Origin of the sequence: Capnocytophaga sputigena (assembly GCF_900446695.1) — a bacterium.
Classification (GTDB): Bacteria; Bacteroidota; Bacteroidia; order Flavobacteriales; family Flavobacteriaceae; genus Capnocytophaga; species Capnocytophaga sputigena.
On the sequence record NZ_UAVP01000008.1, the window covers coordinates 408,027 to 430,742 of the forward strand.

Genomic DNA, 22,716 nt, shown 5'->3' on the forward strand with positions numbered 1-22,716 from the left:
ACATAAAATCACAAACTTTTATAAAAGTTACTTTTCTTCACTACCTCTAAAAATTGTGGTATATTATGATACCAAAAAGCTACTTTATGTCCCCTAAAGGTGATTTCTATATTGCCATCATCAGTGGTTCTTGCTGAAAGTAGGGCTTTGTCTATATCATTTTTAAATGCAGTGCGAGACTTTTTTTCATCAGGGATATAGGCTATTAATTTTTCGTTGGTTTCTTTTTCGTAGTAATACGATGCCAAAAGTGGTAGCAGGTAGGCGGCTGCGGTATCTAATTTGCTTTGTCTTTCATAAATAGCTACCAAATCGAGGAAAATACGTTCATTGTCTTTTTTTACAGTGGTCGCACTTCTATCTTCATAAGGGGCATCGTATAGAGCTTTTAGGAAATACTTTTCAGCCATTTCGTGGTTGCTATTGTCATAATAGATGTCGGCTAATGAGTGAGCTGCCAGATGGGCAATATTGCGCAGGTCATACACATACCAATTGTTTTCTGAAGTTTCTTCTATTTTCAAATCACTAAGGTAAAGCAGGTCATCTTGCACCAATCGTATATTTTCATAGCTTAATGGTGCTTCTTCCTTCAGTTTGTTGTAAATGTCTACCAGTTTTTGGTCGTTTTTATGAAGGGGTGAAGTTTCAAGGAGTTTTTTGAGCAGTATAATCAGCTCATTGATGCGTTTATTGTGATATAGGGAGAAGTAGGCACTAACTTTGTTTTCAGTTTCAGTAGGAAAAATGTGACGGTCTCGCTTTTTCCGAACTTCTGAATGTATTTCAGTAGAAATTAGTTTTTCATCAAAGATGTATAGCTTAAAAATAGCCTTACCCATATTGCCTAAATGTGTGTTGGCAACAGCTATGCCATACACATAATCACCTTTACTTCTGAAAAAAGCGCTATGGTGTTTATTCTCTATAAGGATATCACCCGTATTGATTTTAGATTTCTCAGTTTTATCGTTTGAATATTGAAATTTTACGTGATTGAAGTAAGCAGATTTTTGTATCTTGTTTCTTTCGTTTTTCAGGAATTGTTCTACATATTGTTCTTTTCCTGCGGGGTCTTCTTTGTCTTCTATACTGAAAGCGTTGAAAGTCATATCCACCCACCCCACATCATACTTTGCAGGATAATATACCACGCGGTTTTTTCCCGTAAGCACATCTATACAAATACCCGCTTTGTCGTCCCATAACATACCCTCACTGATAGGTTTAGCACTAAGGTAATTAGCGAAAAAATCATCAATAGGAGCTTTTAATTTAGGGTCATCAATACGAGCACTGATAAACCTCTGTATAGTGTCTAACACCGCTTTCCGTTGTCCAAAACAAAAAGAACAACAAGATAATGCTAAGAGAATAAGGAGTTTTTTCATATCGGTTATTTGTATTATTTATGTTTGCTTGTCACGCTACGACCTACCGCTTTCAGTTTCTTAAAAAACGCTTCTTCTCTCTCGGCTATGGTGTACAACTGCTGTGAGAGGGCGCTATACACATCGGCTTGGGTGCTGCGGTTTTTGTATACGCGGGCAATGGCTACTGCAAAGTCGCGCCACGCATCACCTATGTCGGTAATTTCTTTAGAGAGTTCTATTAAGGCATCTTTTTTCAGGAGTTTGCCGGCTTCTTGCAAGAAAGCGCCATAGATGAACCTAAAACCTGCCCCTCCTGTACCTACTTCTTCCTGCATACGTATCAGCTGGGCAAGGTAGTGATTGGTGGTTTTTGCACCTTTCTTGCGGTACCATTTCAGAATATCCTTGCTAACTGTCTTGATGCCTGCCACCCCCACTATCGGTACGGGAGCGAGCATCGTACTGCACGTTTGCTTGATACCCTTCCATATTGCCTTTTCTAATGAAAGTTCTTTAGGCAGATGGGTGGGGTAATACAAATGTCCTTTAGGAGCCAACACCCCACTGGGAAAGCGCACTTTGGTGAGTTCTTCGGGGGTAAGCGTGGTAACGTGTGGAATCACGGGATCGCTGATGAGGTACTTGCCGTCTTCTTTGCCATAAACCACTAAGTTGTGAGCATTGAAGTGAAAACGGTATTCATCGGGAAAATAAGGCAAGTTGAAGACCCCTACTTGCAAACCCGTAGGGATACCCTTTGCCAGATTGTCGTCGAGGGCTTGTTGTGCTTTTTCGGGGGAAGAAAACTTTTGGCGTTTCACCTTAAAACCTAATCGTTTAGCTACTTTACTAAAAATATGCCCCGGCATAGTGCGGTAGCTAATAGCGGGAGCTTCATTTACTTTTATCCAAGGAAAATAGAAGAACAAGAGTCCGGAGCCAATACCAAAAACCATAGGCTCACTCAGCTGAACGCCATTGAAATATAACAAATTAGAGGCTACACCATTCTCACAGTGCGCCGATTGTCGATGTTTAAAATCTATTGTTGCCATATAAAATCGGGCAAAGATAGGAGATAATTAGCAATTTAGCAAATTAGTAAATTAGCAAATGGAAAAATTAGGCAATTTGCAGATAAGTCAATTGTGCGATGCTAATTATTAGCGAGTATTATAGGCATTTTTAATTCTATCTTTTAGAGAGGGGTGAGTTACACTTCCTTTCATCATCTTGTTTTCAGTGATTTCATTGAGTTTTTCAAGTGTTTGAACGTATTGCTCTGCTCCTACTTTTCTCACAGCAAATGCATCTGCTTGATATTCTAATCGGCGTTGAAAAAAATACGGGATAAGTATAAAAGCAATAACTCCATAGGTAAGACCCACTAACGCTACTATAACAGGTTCCATAATTGTATCTCTATAATGCTGACTTTCAATAATATTTTCAGAAAAACTATATATATAAACAAAGATAATAGAGCTTACCACATTCAGGAAAAACATTTTGTACAAATGCCCCAATTTCAAATGTCCTATTTCGTGGAAAACAACCCCTTTTAGTTCGTTATTAGTCATTTTTTCACACAAAGGTTCTCCTATAAGAATTGTTTTGGTAAAAGGAAAAACTCCTGTCGCAAAAGCATTTTCAATTTTTCCTTTAATGATGCGTATGCGATACGAGTAGCCTTCATTGCGCAGAAAAGACTCAATTTCTTCATTTTTTAAATACTTCTTTTTTTGAAATAATGCCCTTAAAGGTACAATCAAAAAATAGTAAGAATTGATGAGTGCTAACATTATCACAGCCATTGCATTTGTAAACTTTATATGACTGAAAAACAACATCATAAGAATAAAAATTAACGAGACTACAGCACTATCAAACAGCTCATCTTTCCATATAAAAAGATCTGTAAAAGCATATTTTTTCTTTTTGTCTATTTTGAATGAAAGGTACGCCACAAAGATTTTCAAAGCAAAAATGGCAATCACATAAATAATGTAGAGGAAGAATGGATTCATATTTATTAGGTTTTATATGTTATTGAGCGCAAAAATAATAAATCATTAGGAAATTTACAAATTAGCAAATGGAAAAATGTACTTTATTACGCTTCAAAATTATGAATTTTCTATCCTTTTTCACTAAAAACACCTATTAAATTTCCTATAAATCTCTATAATAATTAACATTTCGTTTAGGCTCTTTCCTTGAAAAACCGCACTTTACAAGTTATAAACTTAAAATTATAAAAAAATTTCTCAGGAAAATTTGGTAGTATTCAAAAAAATATATTAATTTTACGGCGAATTTAATTGACTTACCTAAAAGCCAACAACTTGACTTTTCCGTAGCCAGAATACCAAACATTATGAACGACCCACTTTTACTACCATACCTCCCTATCATTCAGGGAAGGCATCAGCACTTTATAGATATACTTCATAGAGTGCAAGGGGACGCTAAGTGCCTTGCTGATGCTTGTAATTCGCACCTCTACTACGGTCTGCACCGTACTAGTACAGAATGGGTGCTACGCGAGTGGGCTCCAAATGCAACGGCTATCTTTCTTCTTTGTGATAGCAATGACTGGCAAAAAAACAATCACTATTCTTTTACTAAACTAAACGACCAAGACTGGGAATTGCGCCTCCCCACTAATATCCTCCGCCACGAAATGCTCTACAAACTGCTCGTGGAATGGGAAGGAGGTAGCGGCGAGCGTATCCCTTCACATACTACCCGCGCTGTGCAAGACGACTATACCAAAGTGTTCTCCGCCCAAGTGTGGTGCCCTGATCATCCCTACCATTGGCAACATCCGCGTCCAAAAGCTGCCCCACATCCGCTTATCTACGAAGCGCATATCGGGATGAGTACGGAACATCAGCGTGTGAGTACCTTTGTAGAGTTCCGCCTCTATGTACTACCTCGCATTGCTACTTTGGGTTACAACACTATCCAACTGATGGCAATACAAGAACACCCTTACTACGGTTCTTTTGGTTATCAGGTGGCTAACTTCTTTGCAGTAAGTTCGCGCTTTGGTACCCCTGAAGAACTCAAAGAACTCATCGATGCTGCCCACGGCTTGGGCATACGCGTACTGCTTGATATTGTACATTCACATTCGGTGAGCAATGAGGCGGAAGGGCTTAGCCTTTTTGATGGCACTGACTATCTTTACTTCCACCGTGGCGAGCGCGGTAAACACCCTGCTTGGGACTCCCGTTGTTTCAACTATGGCAAGCCACAAGTGCTCAATTTCCTACTCTCAAACTGCAAATATTGGCTTGAAGAGTTTCGCTTCGACGGTTTCCGTTTTGATGGGGTTACTAGTATGATTTATTACGATCACGGTTTAGGCAAAGCCTTTACCGATTATAGCTTCTATTATGATGGCAATGAGGACGACGACGCTTTGGTGTATCTCACTATGGCTAACCAACTTATACACGAGCTCTACCCCGAAGCGCTCACCATTGCCGAAGAAATGAGCGGACTGCCAGGGCTTGCTTCCCCCATCAGTGAGCAGGGAATGGGCTTTGACTACAAGCTGAGTATGGGCATCCCCGATTATTGGATCAAACTCCTCAAGGAAGTCCCCGATGAACAATGGCACGTAGGCGATATCTATTACGAACTGACTAACAAGCGCGCTGAAGAACGCACTATTAGCTATGCCGAAAGCCACGACCAAGCGCTCGTAGGTGATAAAACCATATTCTTCCGCCTTACCGATAAGGAAGTGTATACCGGAATGAGCGTGTTCGACCACAATCTAGTTATAGACCGCGCGATGGCTTTACACAAGATGATACGCCTCATCACTTTAGCAACAGCAGGAGGCGGTTACCTCGCCTTTATGGGTAACGAATGGGGGCACCCTGAGTGGATTGACTTCCCTCGCCAAGGCAACAACTGGAGCTATGCCCACGCTCGCAGACTATGGAGCTTAGTTGATAACCCCGACTTGAAGTTTAAATACCTCAACGCTTTTGATAGCGCGATGATACACTTTGCCGCCGAGAGCAAATTCCTCGACCGTGAACCTCGTGTGTTGGTGCGCGACATCGAGCGACAATTACTCGTATTTGAACGCAGTGGTTACTTATTTGTTTTCAGTTTCAACCCCACCACCTCCTACACCGATTATCAGTTTGATGTGCCAGCAGGCAAATATATCACCGTACTCAATACCGATAACCCCGCCTTTGGAGGTGATAACCGCATTGATGAAAGCGTAGAACATTTCACACAGTACACCGGCAAAGAGAATTTACTGTCACTATATATACCCGCGAGAATTGGCTTTGTGTTGAAATTAGCAGATTAGTGAATAAATACAACCTAATTTAATTAGTTATCCATTGTTACTTATGAATCACATATTATCCTTATTAGTTTTTCTGTGTTTCACTTGTCAATCAATAACAGCACAGAAAGCTCAGGAGTGTAATTTAAAGGTCTTTTTATCATTAAAAAGTAAAACTTTACAAGCTAATTTTTTCAGAAAGATTGATTCAGTAACAGCAGTGCAATACCCAAAAGGCAAAGCCAAAACTGTGAATATCACCCCAGCGATACTCAACAGATATTTAAATGATATTGAAAAAGACTTTTCACAGCAGTCTGTAGGCGAAATGATTGCTGAAAGAACATACCATTACAAGTTAGTACCTCCAGAGTTTGCCAAGCAAGCCAGCAATGCAAAAAACAAAATCTATTTGAGTTTTTACCCCAAAAGCTGTGATTTCACGCTGCACCTACTGTACTCCTACTACTTAAAAGAACACGATGTAGTAATAGAATCATCGGTAATCTATTACTTTACAATCATCGATGGAAAGATTGCAAATTTTGGGAGAGACGAAAGTTAAATTATCAATGAACAATTGATAATGAACAATTAACAAGGTTTGTAGTGTAAATAGTACCAACCATCAATTGAAATAACCATTAATTATGAAGAACAATATTATTAAAGAAAAGTCTTTTGATTTCTCTATTCGTATAGTCAAACTTGTAAAATTATTAAGGGAAGATAAAAAAGAATTTTTAATTACTAAGCAGTTAGTAAGATCTGCTACTTCCATAGGTGCTTGTATTAGAGAATCAGAATACGCTGAAAGTGACAATGACTTTATCCATAAGTTACATATAGCTCTTAAAGAGACTAATGAAACTGAATATTGGTTAGATCTATTATATGCAACTCAACACCTTACTGAAAAAGAACATAAATCAATAATAAATGACTGCAAAGAAATTCTAAAATTACTTATCTCAATAGTAAAAACTAAAAAAGAAAATATTAAAACTTCAATGAATAATAAATAGTGAACAATAAACTATAAATAACAATTGTAACCCAAATTTGTCAATTGTTAATTGAAACATGTTAATTATTAATCGTAAATTGTTAATTGAAATATGAGTTATTTATCATTTAAAAAAGACCAACTTATTAACCTTGAATATTCTCTCGCGAGAGAATTTCTCGGTACTAACCGCGGTGGAGGTTACTGCTCCTCTACCCTCGTATTCTGTAATACCCGTAAGTACCACGGGCTACTTGTTGTGCCTATCGAAAAGTTTAGAGGCAAGAACTATGTAATGCTTTCTTCCTTAGACGAAACCATCCTACAACACGGACGCGATTTCAACTTTGGTGTGCATAAATATGAAGGCACTTATGAACCGCGCGGACATAAGTATATTGTGGATATTTCCTACGAAAAAGCTTTTACCGTTACTTACCAAGTGGGCGGAGTAGTGCTTAAAAAAGAAATCTTGATGATGCACAACGCCCCGCAAGTGCTCATTCGCTATACTTTAGAGGATGCTCATTCGGCTACTCTCTTGCGCTTGAATCCGCTATTGGCATTCCGCGATATTCATTCGCTTAGCAAGCAAAACCCCGTAGCCAATACCCAAGTAGAAGAAGTAGACGGTGGCGTACGTGCCAAATTATACCCTGAATTCCCTTACCTATATATGCAACTGAGCAAACCCGCTAATTTTGGTGACGCTGCTTATTGGAATAACAATATCTATTACACCAAAGAAAAAGAACGCGGCTACGATTTCCAAGAAGATTTGTTGAGCGTAGGTGCTTTTGAGGTGAGTCTGAAAAAAGGAGAAAGCATTGTTTTCTCTGCCAGCTTAGAGGAAGCTAAATCTAAAAATCTCGCTAAGGACTTTACTAAGTATCTGAAAGAACGCGCCGACCGCAATTCATTTGAAGAATGCTTGCAATACACAGCCTCTCAGTTTATCATTCAGAAAGCAGGCGAAACACGTATCAAAGCAGGTTATCACTGGTATGATAGCACTACCCGCGACACCTTTATAGCGCTCCCAGGCATCGCTCTTTCAGGAAGTACCGCCAAAATATTCGACGAGGTGCTACAATCAGCACTCAAATACTGCTACAACGGGCGCTTTGCTCGCGACATCAGCACCCACATAGTAAATCCTGTGTTTGATGCCGACACCTCCTTGTGGTTCTTCTGGACACTCCAACAATACGAAAAAGAAACCACAAGAACCAAAAAACAAATCTGGAAAGAGTATGGCGAGACCCTCAAAGCTATCCTCAACGCCTTCAAAAGTCGTGAACACAAAACAATGCGTATGGACGACAACGGACTTATATGGAGCGACAACCTCAGCCGTCCGCTTACGTGGTTCAACGCCGAAAGTAACTATGGAGCTATCGTACCCCGCAATGGCTATGTAGTGGAAGTGAATGCTCTGTGGTACAATGCCGTATGTTATGCTTTGGAATTAGCCAAAGATGCAAAGGACAAAACTTTCCTATCCGAATGGGGTACTATGCCCGAAACTATTGCCGAGAGCTTCAATCAGATATTTTGGATTGAAAGTGAAAAATACTTAGCCGATTATGCTAACAACACTCACCAAAATACCGAAGTGCGCCCTAATCAGCTATTGGCTTGCGCCCTTGATTATTCAGCACTTAGCGAAAAACGCCAACGCAAAGTGTTAGCGATTATCACTCAAGAGTTGCTCACACCCAAAGGCTTGCGCAGCTTGTCGCCCGAGAGTCCGCGTTATGAAGGAGAGAGCGTAGGCAACGTGTTTGTGAGAGATAAAGCTACTTTCAATGGCTCAGTACACCCTTGGTTTGTAGGGTTCTATGTAGAAGCGAATCTCAAACTCTTTGGCGATACTTACATCCCCGATGGCAAAGCCTTCTTAGAAAATTTTGAAGAAGAAATCAACACTCACGGTGTTGGACTCATCTCTGCCATCTACGACGGCAATCCACCTTTCAACCCCCGTGGTTGTATTTCCAACGCCAAAAACGTTGCCGAAATATTGCGCGCTCAATGGCTACTTTCAGATAAGAAGTAAGAGGTATGGCAAAGAATAAAACTATCAGTGTACAAGGTTTTGATATTGTATGGTATGAAACTAATTACAACGACTATATTTCTCTTACTGATATAGCTCGCTATAAAGATGCTGAACATACAGACGACATCATAAAGAATTGGCTTAGAAATCGCAACACGATTGAACTATTGGGTTTTTGGGAAAGCATTTACAATCCTAATTTTAAACCCGTCGAATTCGACGGGTTTAGAAAACAAGCTGGACTAAATAGCTTTGTAATGACACCTAAAAAATGGATAGAGAGTACTAATGCTATTGGCATTGTATCCAAATCAGGAAGATACGGAGGAACATTTGCCCATAAAGATATTGCTTTAGAGTTTGCTTCGTGGATTTCAATAGAATTCAAGCTCTATATTATCAAAGAGTTTCAACGTTTAAAAGAAGACGAAACAAGTCAGTTAAAATTAGAATGGAACTTACAACGAACCTTGTCTAAAATCAATTATCACATTCACACTGATGCTATTAAAGACAATTTGATTCCAAAAGAAATTACTAAACAACAAGCTAATTTTGTTTATGCTGACGAAGCCGATTTACTGAATGTAGCTCTTTTTGGACTCACGGCTAAAGAATGGAGGGAAAATAATCCTGATAAAAAAGGAAATGTGCGAGATTATGCTTCTTTAGAACAGTTAGTTGTTTTAAGTAATATGGAGAGTATTAATGCCTTACTTATAAGCCAAGGAATAACACCGTCAGAAAGACTTAGAGAACTCAATAAAGTCGCTATTACTCAAATGAAATCTTTACTAAAAAACAAAGCAATTAAACAGTTGAATTAAAACAACACCCTTCTTCCCCTCCATAGAGGAGAGTTGGGAAAAGGAATAAATATAAAGCGTATGAAGAATGCAAGAGTATTAATGTTTGGATGGGAATTTCCCCCTCATATCAGTGGGGGGTTAGGAACAGCCTGCTTGGGTATCGCCCAAGGATTGGCTAAAAACGGCGTACAAGTGCTGTTTGTAATGCCAAAAGCCTCTGGTGATGAGGATGGCAGCGTGGCGAAAATTATCAACGCCAGCGATGTAGAGATGTTGCAAAACACCGAAAAAATAGAAGATTTCTGGAAACATATCAACTTTATGGAGATAGGCTCAAACCTCGTGCCTTATCTCGACCCCGAAACCTTTGCCCGCGAACGCGACCAATACCTCAAAGAAGGTGAGCATCGCCAGCGCATTTCATATCAGAACAAATTTCAGTTTTCGGGTAAATACGGTGCTAATCTTATGGAAGAAGTGTACCGCTATGCCTTAGTTGCGGGTACGGTTGCCAAACGCTATGAGTTTGACGTAATTCACGCCCACGACTGGCTTACCTATAGCGCAGGTATCATTGCTAAGAAGATTTCGGGCAAACCCCTTATTGTGCACGTACACGCTACCGAATACGACCGCGGGGGCGAGTACAACCGCAATACACTGGTGTACGACATCGAAAAACGCGGTATGGAAGCTGCCGATAAAGTGGTAACCGTGAGCAACTGGACGCGCAATATCGTCATTGAAAAATACGGCATCCCTGCCGAAAAAGTGATTACCGTGCACAATGCAGTAGATTTCAAAGCCGAAACCGATACCAAAGAAGAACGCGGCATCAAAGATAAAATCGTCACTTTCTTAGGGCGTATCACCTTGCAAAAAGGTCCTGAGTACTTTGTAGAGGCAGCTGCCAAAGTGATGAAACGCGTGCCTAACGTACGCTTTGTAATGGCAGGTAGCGGTGAGAAAATGAACCCCTTAGTGCGCCGTGTAGCACAATTAGGATTGGGCACCCGCTTCCACTTCACAGGCTTCCTTAGAGGTAACGATGTACAACGTATGTTCCAATACAGCGATGTATATGTAATGCCCTCAGTATCCGAGCCTTTTGGGATTTCTCCTTTAGAGGCGATGCGCTCAGGGGTACCTACTATCATCTCCAAACAATCGGGGGTGGCTGAGGTATTAGACCACGCTATCAAAGTGGATTATTGGGATATCAACGCCCTTGCCGATGCTATTTATGGTATCTTGGCTTACCCTACACTTGCTCACTATATGCAACGCGAAGGCTACGACGAGGTTAATAAACTCAAATGGGAAAACGCCTCCTTGAAACTTAAAAACATTTACGAATCTTTAATATAAAATAACCAACGATGAAAAAGTCAATTTGTATTTATTTCCAAATCCATCACCCCGAACGTCTTAGAAAATACCAATTCTTTGACATAGGTAAAAAACACAACTATTTCGATAACTACGCCAATCGTTCAGAACTTGAAGATTTGGCAGAACATTGCTATCTGCCTGCCAACGCCCTCTTGTTAGAACTCATCAAAAAACACGAAGGCAAATTCAAAGTAGCGTTTTCTATCACAGGGAGTGCTATCGACCAGCTTGAAATGCACACCCCCGAGGTGATTCGCAGTTTTCAAGAACTCGCCGCTACTGGCTGTGTAGAGTTTTTAGCAGAGACTTATTCACATTCGTTGGCTTCACTTTCTGAAGATACCGATGAGTTTGAACAACAAGTAAAACGCCACAGCAATGCCATCAAGCAGCTATTTGGCAAAAAGCCTGTAACCTTCCGCAACACCTCTCTCATCTATTCCGATAAGATAGGCGAACGCGTGGCAAAACTCGGTTTTAAAACAATGCTCACCGATGGTGCTAAGCACGTATTAGGCTGGAAAAGCCCCAATTTCGTTTATAAAAACGCTCTCGACGAGAACCTCAATCTCTTGCTTAAGAACAGCAAACTGAGTGATGATATCGCCAATCGTTTTTCCGATAGCAACTGGAGTGAATACCCCCTCACTTCCGAGAAATACGCCTCTTGGGTAGAAAGCAGTTTGCGAGATACTGAAGTGCTCAACCTCTTTATGAACTATGAGGTCATAGGCTATTTCAACAATGCTCAAAGCGGTATTTTCGACTTCTTGCGTTACTTTATAGAAAATATGTTAGCCAACCCTAACTATCAGTTTTTATTACCTAAAGAAGTAGCCAAAAAGCACCCTGCTAAAGATGTATTGCCTGTGCCCTACCCTATTTCGTGGACAGATGAAGAGCGCGACACTACCTCTTGGCTTGGTAATGAACTACAAAAAGAAGCTTTTAGCGAGCTCTTTAAAGTACAACCTTTGGTGAGAAAGAAAAAGAATGCCGACCTCATTGAAGATTACAGCAGATTGCAAGGTAGCGAACATTTCTATTTTATGCGCACCAAGCTCTTTTCGGGCACTGATTATCACAAGTACCTCCTACCCTATGATTCGCCCTACGAAGCCTTCATTAATTATATGAATGTGCTGAGCGATTTTATTGAAAGAGTAAATAATTAGGGGGTAGGTAATAGGGGGTAGGTGTCAGGTTTCCTGACTCCTAAAACCTACCCCTTGAAACTTGACTCCCACTGAAAGATTTAATAATAATTTAAAAAAACAGACAAAATGAAAAATGCAGAAAAGAAGAGGGAAAGCAATTTCTTTGAAGGAATTGTTTCCGAAGAGATGAATGAACTGTCTGGAACTACAAGAGTTGCCGAGACAAACCCCGACGAAATGTCTACAGAACATTTAAGTAGTGAAGATTTTCTGTACTCAACCCCAAAAAAGAAAATCAAACCCCTTGCTAAAAACGTCGACAGCGACTTAGTGGAGAACCTTATCTTCACTCCTTAGTTTTAAAAAAAGCCCCTCGCGCAAGCGAGGGGCTTTTTTTAGATTAGTGAAAAGTAATTTGCTAATTTACAAATTTGCCAGTTCGCTAATTTGAACTAAAAAAATCCTAAAAAAATTTGCAGATTCAAAAAACTATTGTACCTTTGCGCCGTCAATCAAACAAAAGTTCATCATTTGCGGGTGTGGTGAAATTGGTAGACACGCTAGACTTAGGATCTAGTGCTTCACGGCGTGGGGGTTCGAGTCCCTTCACCCGCACTTGCAAAAGGCTGCCTACATCAGGCAGCCTTTTTTGTTATTAATCAATAATAAATAACAGTTAATAAGTATGAAAGTATCAGTAGAACTTACCTTCAGTCCGTTGCAAGATGATTTTGAGCAACCTATCATTCATTTTATCAAAAAATTGCGCGCTTCTGGTCTCATCGTGCAAGAGAACCCTCTAAGCACTCAAGTGTATGGCGACTACGCCCAAGTAATGAGCGTACTCACTACCGAAATAGAAGAAGCTCTCGAGCTAGTAGAACGCGGATTGATGTACGTGAAAATCGTAAAATCCGACCGCCACGAGTATAAACCATTTTTTTAGGTAAGAGGTAAGAGGTAAAAAGTAAGAACGAATGACTGATTTTTTTGCGCAATATAGAGGAGTAGAGACGCATTTGGTAGTGCTCGAAATCATTGGGGTACTCTTTGGATTCCTCAGTGTGTGGTATGCTAAAAAAGGTAATATATGGGTATACCCTACGGGGATTATCAGCACGGTGTTGTTTGTATACTTGCTGTGGCACTATGTACTGTGGGGTGATATGCTCATCAATGCTTATTATACAGCAATGAGCATCTACGGCTGGGTGTTATGGGCGAAGAACGCACAGGATAATGTGATTACTATTTCGGTTACTACGCGCCGCGATTGGCAAATTTGCGGTCTGTTAGGCTTGTTTAGTTTGAGTTTTGTAACCATAGTGTATTACCTGAAACCCTACATCAAAAACAACTTTTCAATGGAGGGCATTTCCTTAGGTTTTCACAACTTCCTCCCTACCGAATATGTTGATGTATTTACTACCGCCATTTTCTTAGTAGGGATGTGGCTAATGGCAAAACGCAAGATAGAGAATTGGCTCTTTTGGATTCTCGGAGATCTTATTTCGGTGCCGCTCTACTTCAAAAAAGGAATGCTTTTCACTTCTTTTCAGTATTTATTATTCACTATCATCGCCATAATGGGCTATATCGAATGGAAAAAACACTTGCGCAACGAGAGAGCGACATCAAGCGTATCGCCTTTGTAGGTCCGGAATGCACGGGCAAAACCACGCTAAGTCGCACCCTTGCTCAGCATTACCAAACGGTATGGGCTGAAGAGTATATGCGCACTTATTTACAGCACAAGTGGGATACCCAGCGCCTCACCTGTACCCCCGATGACCTGCTGCCTATCGCTCGCGGACAAGTAGCACTTGAAAATGAGCGCATTTTGCAAGCAAATAAAGTGTTATTCTGCGACACTTGTCTGTTAGAACTGATGATTTATTCGTATCTTTACTATGGCTACTGCGACCCACTGATAGAACAAGCTGCTCTTGCTCATCATTACGATACTATTTTCCTTACCTATATAGATGTTCCTTGGCAAGCCGATGACCTGCGCGACAAACCTCACGAACGGGAAAGTGTTTTTGTTTTCTTTCAAGAACAATTAGATGCGCGAGGTATAAAATATCAGATTTTAAAAGGAAGTGTTGAAGAGAGGATTCTTCAGGTAGAAAGTAAGGAATTATCAAATAAGAATTTGTGATAAATAAAAATCCCAAGTATTGTTTTAAAATACTTGGGATTTTTTTATATGAATTACTACAATACTAATTAATCGGCGAGAATGACAGCCTTGTTGTGATTACACTCCAAAGTGCCTCCGCTAATTGTAAATGATTTCAGTTCTTTTTTACCTTCAAAAAGGGTAACCTCGCCCGCAGTAAGCATTGAAATGATAGGAGCGTGATGGTCTAATATTACAAAAGGTCCCTTAGCCCCAGGAACATTCACTGCAGTTACTTCACCTTTAAACAAAAGGGCTTCGGGAGAGAGGATTTCTACTGTCATAAGTGCGAGCCGCACAGGCTTTTTTTGTTATTGTTTAAAACTTTGTCAAAGGTGCAAGCTGCACGGGCAATTAAGGACTTTGACAAAGTATATAATATTCTAATTAACTAGCTAGCTTCAGCAAGCATTTTTTCACCAGCTTCAATTACTTCTTCAATAGTACCTTTGAGGTTGAAGGCAGCTTCAGGAAGGTGGTCGAGTTCACCATCGAGAATCATATTAAATCCTTTGATAGTATCTTTGATATCTACGTAAGCCCCTGGTAATCCGGTAAATTGTTCGGCTACGTGGAAAGGCTGTGACAAAAAGCGTTGTACACGGCGCGCACGAGCTACCGCAATTTTATCGTCTTCGGAAAGTTCTTCCATACCGAGGATAGCGATGATATCTTGCAATTGTTTGTAGTGTTGCAAGAGCTCTTTCACGCGTTGTGCGCACTCGTAATGTTCTTTACCGAGAATTTCGGGGGTAAGGATACGTGAAGTAGAGTCGAGTGGGTCTACGGCAGGGTAGATACCTAGCTCAGCGATTTTACGCGACAATACGGTAGTGGCATCGAGGTGGGCAAAGGTAGTTGCCGGAGCAGGGTCGGTAAGGTCATCGGCAGGTACGTATACCGCTTGTACTGAGGTGATTGAACCGTGTTTAGTAGAGGTGATGCGCTCTTGCATCGCACCCATTTCGGTAGCCAACGTAGGTTGGTAACCCACCGCTGATGGCATACGACCTAAAAGGGCTGATACCTCAGAACCTGCTTGGGTGAAACGGAAGATATTATCCACGAAGAAAAGCACGTCTTTTCCTTGTCCTTCACCAGCGCCATCGCGGAAGTACTCGGCAATGGTAAGTCCAGAAAGCGCTACACGCGCACGAGCTCCAGGGGGTTCGTTCATTTGTCCGAAAACGAAAGTAGCTTTAGATTCTTTAAGAACTTTTCTATCTACTTTGCTCAAATCCCAACCTCCTTTTTCCATTGATTCTACAAACGCATCGCCATACTTGATGATGCCCGATTCAATCATTTCGCGGAGGAGGTCATTCCCTTCACGGGTGCGTTCGCCTACACCAGCGAATACTGAGAGACCGCCGTGTCCTTTGGCGATGTTGTTGATAAGTTCTTGGATAAGTACCGTTTTACCTACACCAGCACCTCCAAACAAACCGATTTTACCACCTTTGGCATAAGGTTCGATAAGGTCGATTACTTTGATACCGGTGAAAAGCACTTCGGTAGTAGTAGAAAGTTCTTCAAATTTAGGGGCTTCACGGTGGATAGGCAAACCATTATCGCCATCTTTTGGCAGGTTGCCAAGACCGTCTACACCATCGCCAATTACGTTGAAGAGGCGACCATAGATATCTTGACCTACAGGCATTTTGATAGGACTACCGGTAGCGATAACTTCGGTATCACGGCTAAGCCCTTCGGTAGAGTCCATAGAGATGGCTCGTACCACATCTTCGCCTATGTGCGATTGTACTTCTAATATAAGTTTAGTGCCGTCGGGTTTGGTGATTTCTAAAGAATCGTAAATGCGAGGCAGTTGTTTATCCGATGCAAATTCTACGTCTACCACCGGACCAATAACTTGAGCTACTTTACCTTTTTGAAACATATTTTTTCAGTTAAGAGTTAAGAGTAAGAAATAAGAAAAAAATCCTATTCCCTAATTTCTATTTTCTAATATCGGGCAAATGTAGGAACTTTTTCGTAAAGTAACAAATAAAACGAAGATTTTTTTTATTAGTGGTGATTAGTTATCTCTGCCTTACAAAGAAAAAGTGGGGACAAGAGAGAGAAAAGAGTATCCCCTACTTTTCTTTGTAATCGCCTGATTTTTCTTTACGGAAAATAGATGAAAGGAGATAAAAAATCAGGACTTAAATAAAAGCAAATATTTCGGGGCAAAGATACAAATTTTACCCCTCCCATTATATTAAAATAATATTAAATGTTACAATCTTTAATGTTAAAATGTTAATTTAAGAATAATAGGGGTTCATTTTTAAACATTTGAGGAATTATGCGAGGTAGTTTTTTAAGGGCGCTAATTGTTGTTTTATAGGGTTTTCTGCTTTCAATTGCAAAATTATTCTTAGCTTTGCAAAATCAATTCACAACAGATGAACAAAATACTTACTAAAAACGCTTTTCTCTGGCTCTTGGTAGCAATGGTGCTCCTCGGTTACCTCCTCCCCTATCGCGAAAGTTATAATGCTTATTTCAATCTCGGTACTTTTATCGACTGGGGGATTGTGATTATCTTCCTGCTCTACGGACTCAAACTAAATCTCCGCGAGGTGCTGAACGACATCAAAAACTGGAAGTTACACCTCTTGGTGCAGGTAGCTACTTTTGTACTGTTTCCTCTTTTGGTGATACCATTCTACAAGATAGCACAAGGCACTGAGTTTTACGTGTTATGGCTCTCGATATACTTTTTGGCGTGCTTGCCTTCTACGGTTTCCTCATCGGTGGTGATGGTTTCTATTGCCAAAGGGAATGTGCCTTCAGCGATTTTCAACGCTTCTATTTCGGGACTTATCGGTATTTTTGCTACCCCTATGTTGATGCAGCCTTTTTTGGAAAACAGTAGCGGGGCAGCTGTAGATCAAGGGGCTATCATTCAACAATTACTACTGAAAGTATTGTTGCCCATTGTATTAGGTTTGTTGCTCAATCCGCTGTGCAAGAAATTCATAGAACGCTATGGCAAGCTCATTGGTAAGTTTGACAGACTCATTATCTTACTCATCGTTTACGAGAGTTTTTCAACGGCTTTTGTAAATCGCGTGTTTAGCAGTGTGCCCCCTATTACTTTTGCGATTATTGCCTTAGCAGCGGTAGGTTTATTTTTTATAGTGTATCACCTTTTGGGGTGGACATCAAGGCGTTTGCACTTTAATCGTGAGGACACTATTACAACCACTTTCTGTGGTTCAAAAAAATCGTTGGTACACGGGAGTCTCTTTATGATGGTTTTGGGTATTCCCGATGACAACAAAGTGATGTTCCTGCTACCAATTATGCTATATCACAGTTTTCAGCTGTTTTACGTAAGTTGGCTGGCAAATAAAATAGGTAACAGGTAATAGGTGTCAGGTGCCAGGTCTCAGGTAAAGCGAGGAAGTTGGTGCAGCTGGGCAGGTGAGCAACAATTCAGCTAATATCCAATAGTGAATATTGCAATGAAAATCAATTAATAAACATATAAAAAGGGAATCGAGAAGATAAATAAAAGACAATCCAGATGTCCGAGTTTTGTCTAATACCCTCTAATAACTAAAAACTAGCCTCTTATGAAAAAAATAGTAATCATCTCAATGATTTTAATAGCCTTTGTAGGCTGTAAAACACACATTAAACCTCTTACAGATTTAGAAGACAACCAATTGCACGGCAAGGTAAAACAAATGCTTGAACTAACCTATTCCTACGGCAATGTTGATAGAGTTTATTTTGAAGAGAAAACTAAAGCCTCTGACTCAACACTGTATATTTTTAATGAAAAAGGTTATTATACCGAAGCAGTTCACTTAACCCCTCCTAATGATGACGAGACTGAACAGGCGCCCAGAAATATATATGTTACTCGCACTGCCGACGAAGTGAAAACAACCGCTTACAACAGCGATGGAGATATCCTATACCAAAGCATCAGTAAGCTAAACCCCGAAGGCTTAGAGCTTACCCGAACAGATATTTTTAAAAAAGATGACGATAATATTGTAATGAACTCCACTTATGACCATACTAATCTAAAGAGAGAAATAAATATTGAATACAAGAACGGAAGTAAACACAAAAATGTACTAACCTATAACAAAAAAGGACAAGTCATTAAAGGAGAGTTTTACATAGGTAGCGAAAATGAGCTTTTTTTAACTTCTACATATACTTACAACAGCAAGGGCTATTTAGAAAAACGTGAACAGAAGTATATTACTACTTATGCGGTTACTACTACTTACGAATATGAATACGATGCTCAAGGCAGTGCTATTGTTGTCAAGGAATACGAAGACGGTAAACTCACAACTACAAAAAAGAGAATCATAGAGTATTATTAAAACAACCTTAAAAACCTATAGTCTATCAGAATTGAATTGCAAAAATTAGCGTTGCATACTTTCTCAAAGTTTGAGACTTTGACAAAGTCTAATTAACTGATAAATAGTTATATTTGCGTTATGTTTAGTAGGGGCGTTTAGCAAACGCCCTCATAAAAATAATCTTATTTATTCGTAATCTATTTCTTTTTGACTATAACTAAATTATGACTATCAAAAACTGGGAAGATACCGATAAGCCTCGTGAGAAGATGATAACTCAAGGAAAAACAGCTTTGAGCAATGCCGAACTTTTGGCTATTTTATTGGGTTCAGGCTCTGCCAATGAAAGTGCTGTTGCTTTGAGCAGACGTATATTGGCTTCAGTAGGCAACAGTCTCACGGCTTTGGGCAAACAAACATTAGCTCAACTCACTACCTTCAAAGGGATTGGTGAAGCCAAAGCAATTACGATTCTCGCCGCCACCGAAATGGGTCGCCGGCGCGCTGCCGAAACTCATGAACCTCAACCTAAAATTGAAGCTCCCCGACACGTTTTTACCTTGATGCAACCCCTTATTGGCGACCTGCCTCACGAGGAATTTTGGGTGCTTTACCTCAACAGTGCCAACCGCGTGATTCACAAATGCCGACTTTCTTCAGGGGGCATCACTCATACTACTGTGGATATACGACTGCTCTTCAAAAATGCCTTAGAACAAGGCGCTGTCTCACTGATTTTAGTACATAACCACCCCTCGGGGAGCACCACTCCCAGCAAAGAGGATTTAGAACTCACAGAACGCGTGAGAAACGCTGGTGATACTCTGGATATCAAACTCTTAGACCACATAATCGTTACAGAAAAAGAATACTATTCAATTAACAATTAATAGGTAACAATTAACAGGTAATAGTATCAATTAAGGATTGAAACAACTTGTTAATTTTTAATTGTTAATTTTTAATTATTATATTATTTATTTTTCATCATTTTAGCTGAAAAAACAAAGATGAGCAACACAACAATCCCCATAATTGCCCATAGAAGTGGTTTAGCCGATGCCACAGTACCATTGGTAGGGCTTTTAGTAACTGAAGTTGTTGCAGTAATAGGCTGAGTCTTTACATATTCTACAGTCTCATTGTAATGAATGGAGGGGAGTTGTTTAGGGATATGCTTCACAAAATGAGTGATGTCGTACTGAGGCGCTATGTCGTTAGCTTTGCCATACACTAAAAAATAGTGATGAGCCGTATCGGGGAAGCGTGCTGTGAGTTTATAAGTGATAGGAAAGAGGGTAATTTCAGAAATTGAAAGAGGGGTATTATCTTGGTTATCAATATCAATTTGCAAATGCTTAAACAGCTGTGACGCAAAAGTATATGTGTTATTCCCCTTAGAGTTGAGCACCCCTTTAGCTACACTGCTCAGATAGGTATCATCGGTGGTTTCGTTTTGCAAAATCTTCACAGAACGATAATAATCATAAGTTGTTGCAGGGTGAATCGCGACTTTGCCAAGGAGCAAAATTTCGGGAAGTTTCACATCGATAATCGTATGTTTAGACGCTTTGTCGTTCTTTACTGCGAAATGCGTAATAGTTTGAGTAGCAACCACTGTATCAGCTATCATATAAGGCACTTCAATAGTATCGGTAACCGAAATACCATAAATGCGCAAATCGTTATAACTCTCCATACGGTCGAAGATAGTAATAGGCAAAGTGAGAGAATGCCAACCGCTTTGGTTGAGATTTTCAAGCGCTTGTTTATAGCGGTATGACGAGAGCTGTGCCTGAGCGGTAATGGTACAGAAAAAAAGCAATACAAAGAGTTTTTTCATAGTTTGATAGCAACTTTACTAATTTCTACCGCAAAAGTATAAAAGTTTTTCGTTATTCGCAATTATTTAGTACCTTTGTCGCGATATACTAAAGACATTTTTTGAACTCAATACAATTCAAATGGAAAACATAGCATCACAAATCGTTCATTGGATAAAAACTTATGCCGAAAATGCTCGCGTAAAGGGCTTAGTCATAGGCATATCAGGTGGAGTAGACTCGGCGGTAGTCTCTACGCTTTGTGCGCGTACGGGCTTGCCAACGCTCTGTCTTGAAATGCCTATCCATCAAGCTGAAAGCCACGTGAGTCGCGCTGAGGAGCATATCGCTTTCCTCAAAGCTCACTACCCCAATGTGAGCAACCTGCGCACCGACCTCACTCCTGTATTCGACCAGTTTGTAGCACAAATACCCCCTACCGATAAATCTACTTATGAAATGGCACTTGCTAACACCCGCGCGCGCCTGCGAATGACAACCCTCTACTATTTTGCAGGACTCGAAGGCTACATAGTGGTAGGCACGGGTAATAAGATTGAGGATTTCGGGGTAGGATTCTTTACCAAATACGGCGATGGGGGCGTAGATATCAGTCCTATTGCCGACCTGATGAAAAGCGAAGTGTATAAATTGGGTGAATACCTGCAAATTCCGCAAAGTATCCTCAAAGCAAAACCTTCTGACGGTCTCTTTGGCGATGACCGCAGCGATGAAGACCAACTCAAAGCTACTTATGATGAACTGGAATGGGCAATGCTCCAAACCGAGCAAGGCAAAAAAGCTGAAGATTTCGGCGGTAGAGAGCGTGAAGTATTTGAGATATACACCCGCCTGAATCGAGCTAACCAGCACAAGATGCAACCGATACCAATTTGCAAAATCAACAAATCGACAAATTGACTAATTAATAGAAATGAACATACTTATCCTTGGCTCTGGCGGTCGTGAACACGCCTTTGCCGTAAAACTACACCAAAGTCCGCTTTGCGACACCTTATACATCGCCCCTGGCAATGGGGGTACCCACACCGTAGCTACCAATGTGGCTATCAGCCCTACCGACTTCCCCGCGCTCAAAGCCTTTGTGCTTGAAAAACAGATTACAATGGTAGTAGTAGGTCCTGAAGACCCTTTAGTGCAAGGGGTTTACGATTTTTTTGCCAATGATAAAGAACTCTCTCACGTGCAAGTGATAGGTCCTTCACAGCAGGGCGCTACTCTTGAAGGCAGTAAAGAGTTTGCTAAAGAGTTTATGGTGCGCCATAACATCCCTACAGCTAAATACGCGAGTTTTACCAAGGATACAGTGGACGAAGGTTGCGCTTTCCTCAGCACGATGAAAGCCCCTTATGTACTGAAAGCCGATGGTTTGGCAGCGGGTAAAGGGGTAGTGATACTCGAAGATTTACAAGAAGCCCAAGCCGAATTGCGCCGTATGCTCATCAACGAGAAATTTGGCAAAGCAAGTACTAAGGTGGTGATTGAAGAGTTCCTCAAAGGTATTGAACTCAGCTGCTTTGTACTCACCGATGGACAAAACTACAAAATATTGCCTACTGCCAAAGACTATAAGCGCATAGGCGAAGGTGATACAGGGCTCAACACGGGCGGTATGGGGGCTGTTTCGCCGGTGCCTTTCGCCGATGCAGCCTTTATGCAGAAGATTGAAGAGCGCATCGTAAAACCTACTATTGCAGGATTGCACAAGGAAGGCATTGTTTATAAAGGCTTTGTATTCATCGGACTCATAAAAGTAGACGGTGAACCTTACGTGATAGAATACAATGTGCGTATGGGCGACCCCGAAACCGAAGCCGTATTGCCACGTATAGAAAGCGACCTCATTCCGTTATTCCAGTCGTTGTACAACGGCACTTTGGCTTCACAAGAGCTGAAAGTAACCCCGCAGAGTGCTACTACGGTAGTAATGGTATCAGGTGGCTATCCTGAGGATTACGAAAAAGGAAAAGAGATTACAGGCACTGAAAAAGTAACAGATAGTACTGTATACCACGCCGGTACCACCCTTAAAGACGGCAAACTCCTCACCGCTGGCGGTCGTGTGTTGGCTGTAACTTCTTTAGGTGATGATTTCAAAGAAGCCTTACAACGTTCCTACAACAATATCAGTAAAATACATTTTGAAGGCGCTTACTGCCGAAAAGACATTGGGAAAGACCTTTTTTAATTGATAATTAAAAAAGAACTACCCTAAAAGTTTTAAAATCATATT

At 40.6% G+C, this 22,716-nt stretch carries 22 protein-coding genes and 1 tRNA gene; 17 read left to right on the forward strand and 6 right to left on the reverse strand.

Annotated features, from left to right (window positions below; all coding sequences use genetic code 11):
• Window positions 1–8: 8 nt before the first annotated feature.
• From DR017_RS08335 to DR017_RS08345, 3 genes are all read right to left on the reverse strand, one after another.
• Window positions 9–1,391, reverse strand: coding sequence for a hypothetical protein (locus DR017_RS08335; RefSeq protein ID WP_002680265.1), 1,383 nt, complete (start codon window positions 1,389–1,391; stop codon window positions 9–11).
• A 14-nt stretch (window positions 1,392–1,405) separates the two neighbouring features.
• Window positions 1,406–2,428, reverse strand: coding sequence for a BtrH-related acyltransferase DarH (darH, locus tag DR017_RS08340; protein ID WP_002680248.1), 1,023 nt, complete (start codon window positions 2,426–2,428; stop codon window positions 1,406–1,408).
• A gap of 108 nt (window positions 2,429–2,536) precedes the next feature.
• On the reverse strand, window positions 2,537–3,400 hold the full coding sequence (locus DR017_RS08345) for a M48 family metalloprotease (RefSeq protein WP_002680395.1): 864 nt from the start codon (window positions 3,398–3,400) through the stop codon (window positions 2,537–2,539).
• Window positions 3,401–3,750: 350 nt separating this feature from the next.
• On the opposite strand from DR017_RS08345, the gene DR017_RS08350 reads away from it, so the two are divergent.
• From DR017_RS08350 to DR017_RS08405, 12 genes are all read left to right on the forward strand, one after another.
• Complete coding sequence (locus DR017_RS08350) at window positions 3,751–5,715, forward strand: alpha-amylase family glycosyl hydrolase (RefSeq protein ID WP_002680284.1); 1,965 nt, start codon at window positions 3,751–3,753, stop codon at window positions 5,713–5,715.
• A gap of 43 nt (window positions 5,716–5,758) precedes the next feature.
• Entirely contained in the window at window positions 5,759–6,259 is a 501-nt protein-coding gene (locus DR017_RS08355) for a hypothetical protein (protein ID WP_146741534.1), read from the forward strand.
• Between the two features lie 85 nt (window positions 6,260–6,344).
• The gene (locus tag DR017_RS08360; RefSeq protein WP_002680294.1) at window positions 6,345–6,719 is read left to right on the forward strand and encodes a four helix bundle protein; all 375 of its coding nucleotides are present in this window, start codon (window positions 6,345–6,347) and stop codon (window positions 6,717–6,719) included.
• Window positions 6,720–6,812: 93 nt separating this feature from the next.
• Complete coding sequence (locus DR017_RS08365) at window positions 6,813–8,759, forward strand: glycogen debranching enzyme N-terminal domain-containing protein (protein WP_002680360.1); 1,947 nt, start codon at window positions 6,813–6,815, stop codon at window positions 8,757–8,759.
• 5 nt (window positions 8,760–8,764) lie between these two features.
• Window positions 8,765–9,589 carry a KilA-N domain-containing protein gene (locus tag DR017_RS08370; RefSeq protein ID WP_002680275.1) on the forward strand — a complete coding sequence of 275 codons (825 nt, stop codon included), beginning with the start codon at window positions 8,765–8,767 and terminating at the stop codon, window positions 9,587–9,589.
• Between the two features lie 60 nt (window positions 9,590–9,649).
• Window positions 9,650–10,939, forward strand: a complete 1,290-nt coding sequence (locus DR017_RS08375; RefSeq protein WP_002680334.1) for a glycosyltransferase family 4 protein — start codon at window positions 9,650–9,652, stop codon at window positions 10,937–10,939.
• 11 nt (window positions 10,940–10,950) lie between these two features.
• Entirely contained in the window at window positions 10,951–12,138 is a 1,188-nt protein-coding gene (locus DR017_RS08380; protein WP_002680326.1) for a glycoside hydrolase family 57 protein, read from the forward strand.
• 108 nt (window positions 12,139–12,246) lie between these two features.
• Window positions 12,247–12,477, forward strand: a complete 231-nt coding sequence (locus tag DR017_RS08385) for a hypothetical protein (RefSeq protein WP_002680358.1) — start codon at window positions 12,247–12,249, stop codon at window positions 12,475–12,477.
• A gap of 176 nt (window positions 12,478–12,653) precedes the next feature.
• Window positions 12,654–12,735: transfer RNA gene (locus DR017_RS08390), tRNA-Leu, on the forward strand.
• Between the two features lie 70 nt (window positions 12,736–12,805).
• Complete coding sequence (locus DR017_RS08395) at window positions 12,806–13,066, forward strand: thiamine-binding protein (RefSeq protein WP_002680254.1); 261 nt, start codon at window positions 12,806–12,808, stop codon at window positions 13,064–13,066.
• A 31-nt stretch (window positions 13,067–13,097) separates the two neighbouring features.
• Complete coding sequence (gene pnuC / locus DR017_RS08400; RefSeq protein ID WP_002680391.1) at window positions 13,098–13,775, forward strand: nicotinamide riboside transporter PnuC; 678 nt, start codon at window positions 13,098–13,100, stop codon at window positions 13,773–13,775.
• A complete protein-coding gene (locus tag DR017_RS08405; RefSeq protein WP_040361433.1) occupies window positions 13,721–14,281 on the forward strand; it encodes an AAA family ATPase in 561 nt (186 codons plus the stop codon). The genes pnuC and DR017_RS08405 overlap by 55 nt, the downstream gene beginning before the upstream one ends.
• Before the next feature lie 68 nt (window positions 14,282–14,349).
• On the opposite strand, the gene DR017_RS08410 is transcribed toward DR017_RS08405, so the two are convergent.
• Entirely contained in the window at window positions 14,350–14,586 is a 237-nt protein-coding gene (locus DR017_RS08410; protein WP_009414279.1) for a F0F1 ATP synthase subunit delta/epsilon, read from the reverse strand.
• 107 nt (window positions 14,587–14,693) lie between these two features.
• Window positions 14,694–16,202 carry a F0F1 ATP synthase subunit beta gene (gene atpD, locus DR017_RS08415; RefSeq protein ID WP_002680386.1) on the reverse strand — a complete coding sequence of 503 codons (1,509 nt, stop codon included), beginning with the start codon at window positions 16,200–16,202 and terminating at the stop codon, window positions 14,694–14,696.
• Between the two features lie 508 nt (window positions 16,203–16,710).
• Between atpD and DR017_RS08420 the strand changes: the two genes are divergently transcribed.
• The 3 genes from DR017_RS08420 (at window position 16,711) to radC (ending at window position 19,529) form a co-directional block, all read left to right on the forward strand.
• On the forward strand, window positions 16,711–17,679 hold the full coding sequence (locus DR017_RS08420) for a bile acid:sodium symporter family protein (RefSeq protein WP_002680282.1): 969 nt from the start codon (window positions 16,711–16,713) through the stop codon (window positions 17,677–17,679).
• Between the two features lie 207 nt (window positions 17,680–17,886).
• A complete protein-coding gene (locus tag DR017_RS08425; protein WP_002680410.1) occupies window positions 17,887–18,657 on the forward strand; it encodes a hypothetical protein in 771 nt (256 codons plus the stop codon).
• A gap of 206 nt (window positions 18,658–18,863) precedes the next feature.
• Entirely contained in the window at window positions 18,864–19,529 is a 666-nt protein-coding gene (gene radC / locus DR017_RS08430; RefSeq protein WP_002680299.1) for a RadC family protein, read from the forward strand.
• 83 nt (window positions 19,530–19,612) lie between these two features.
• On the opposite strand, the gene DR017_RS08435 is transcribed toward radC, so the two are convergent.
• Window positions 19,613–20,482 (reverse strand): hypothetical protein, encoded by an 870-nt coding sequence (locus DR017_RS08435; RefSeq protein ID WP_002680242.1) that lies wholly within the window; start codon window positions 20,480–20,482, stop codon window positions 19,613–19,615.
• Between the two features lie 121 nt (window positions 20,483–20,603).
• Here DR017_RS08435 and nadE point away from each other — a divergent pair, with 121 nt between their 5' ends.
• On the forward strand, window positions 20,604–21,383 hold the full coding sequence (nadE, locus tag DR017_RS08440) for an NAD(+) synthase (protein ID WP_002680393.1): 780 nt from the start codon (window positions 20,604–20,606) through the stop codon (window positions 21,381–21,383).
• Between the two features lie 13 nt (window positions 21,384–21,396).
• Window positions 21,397–22,671, forward strand: coding sequence for a phosphoribosylamine--glycine ligase (purD, locus tag DR017_RS08445; protein WP_002680328.1), 1,275 nt, complete (start codon window positions 21,397–21,399; stop codon window positions 22,669–22,671).
• Window positions 22,672–22,716: the final 45 nt, after the last annotated feature.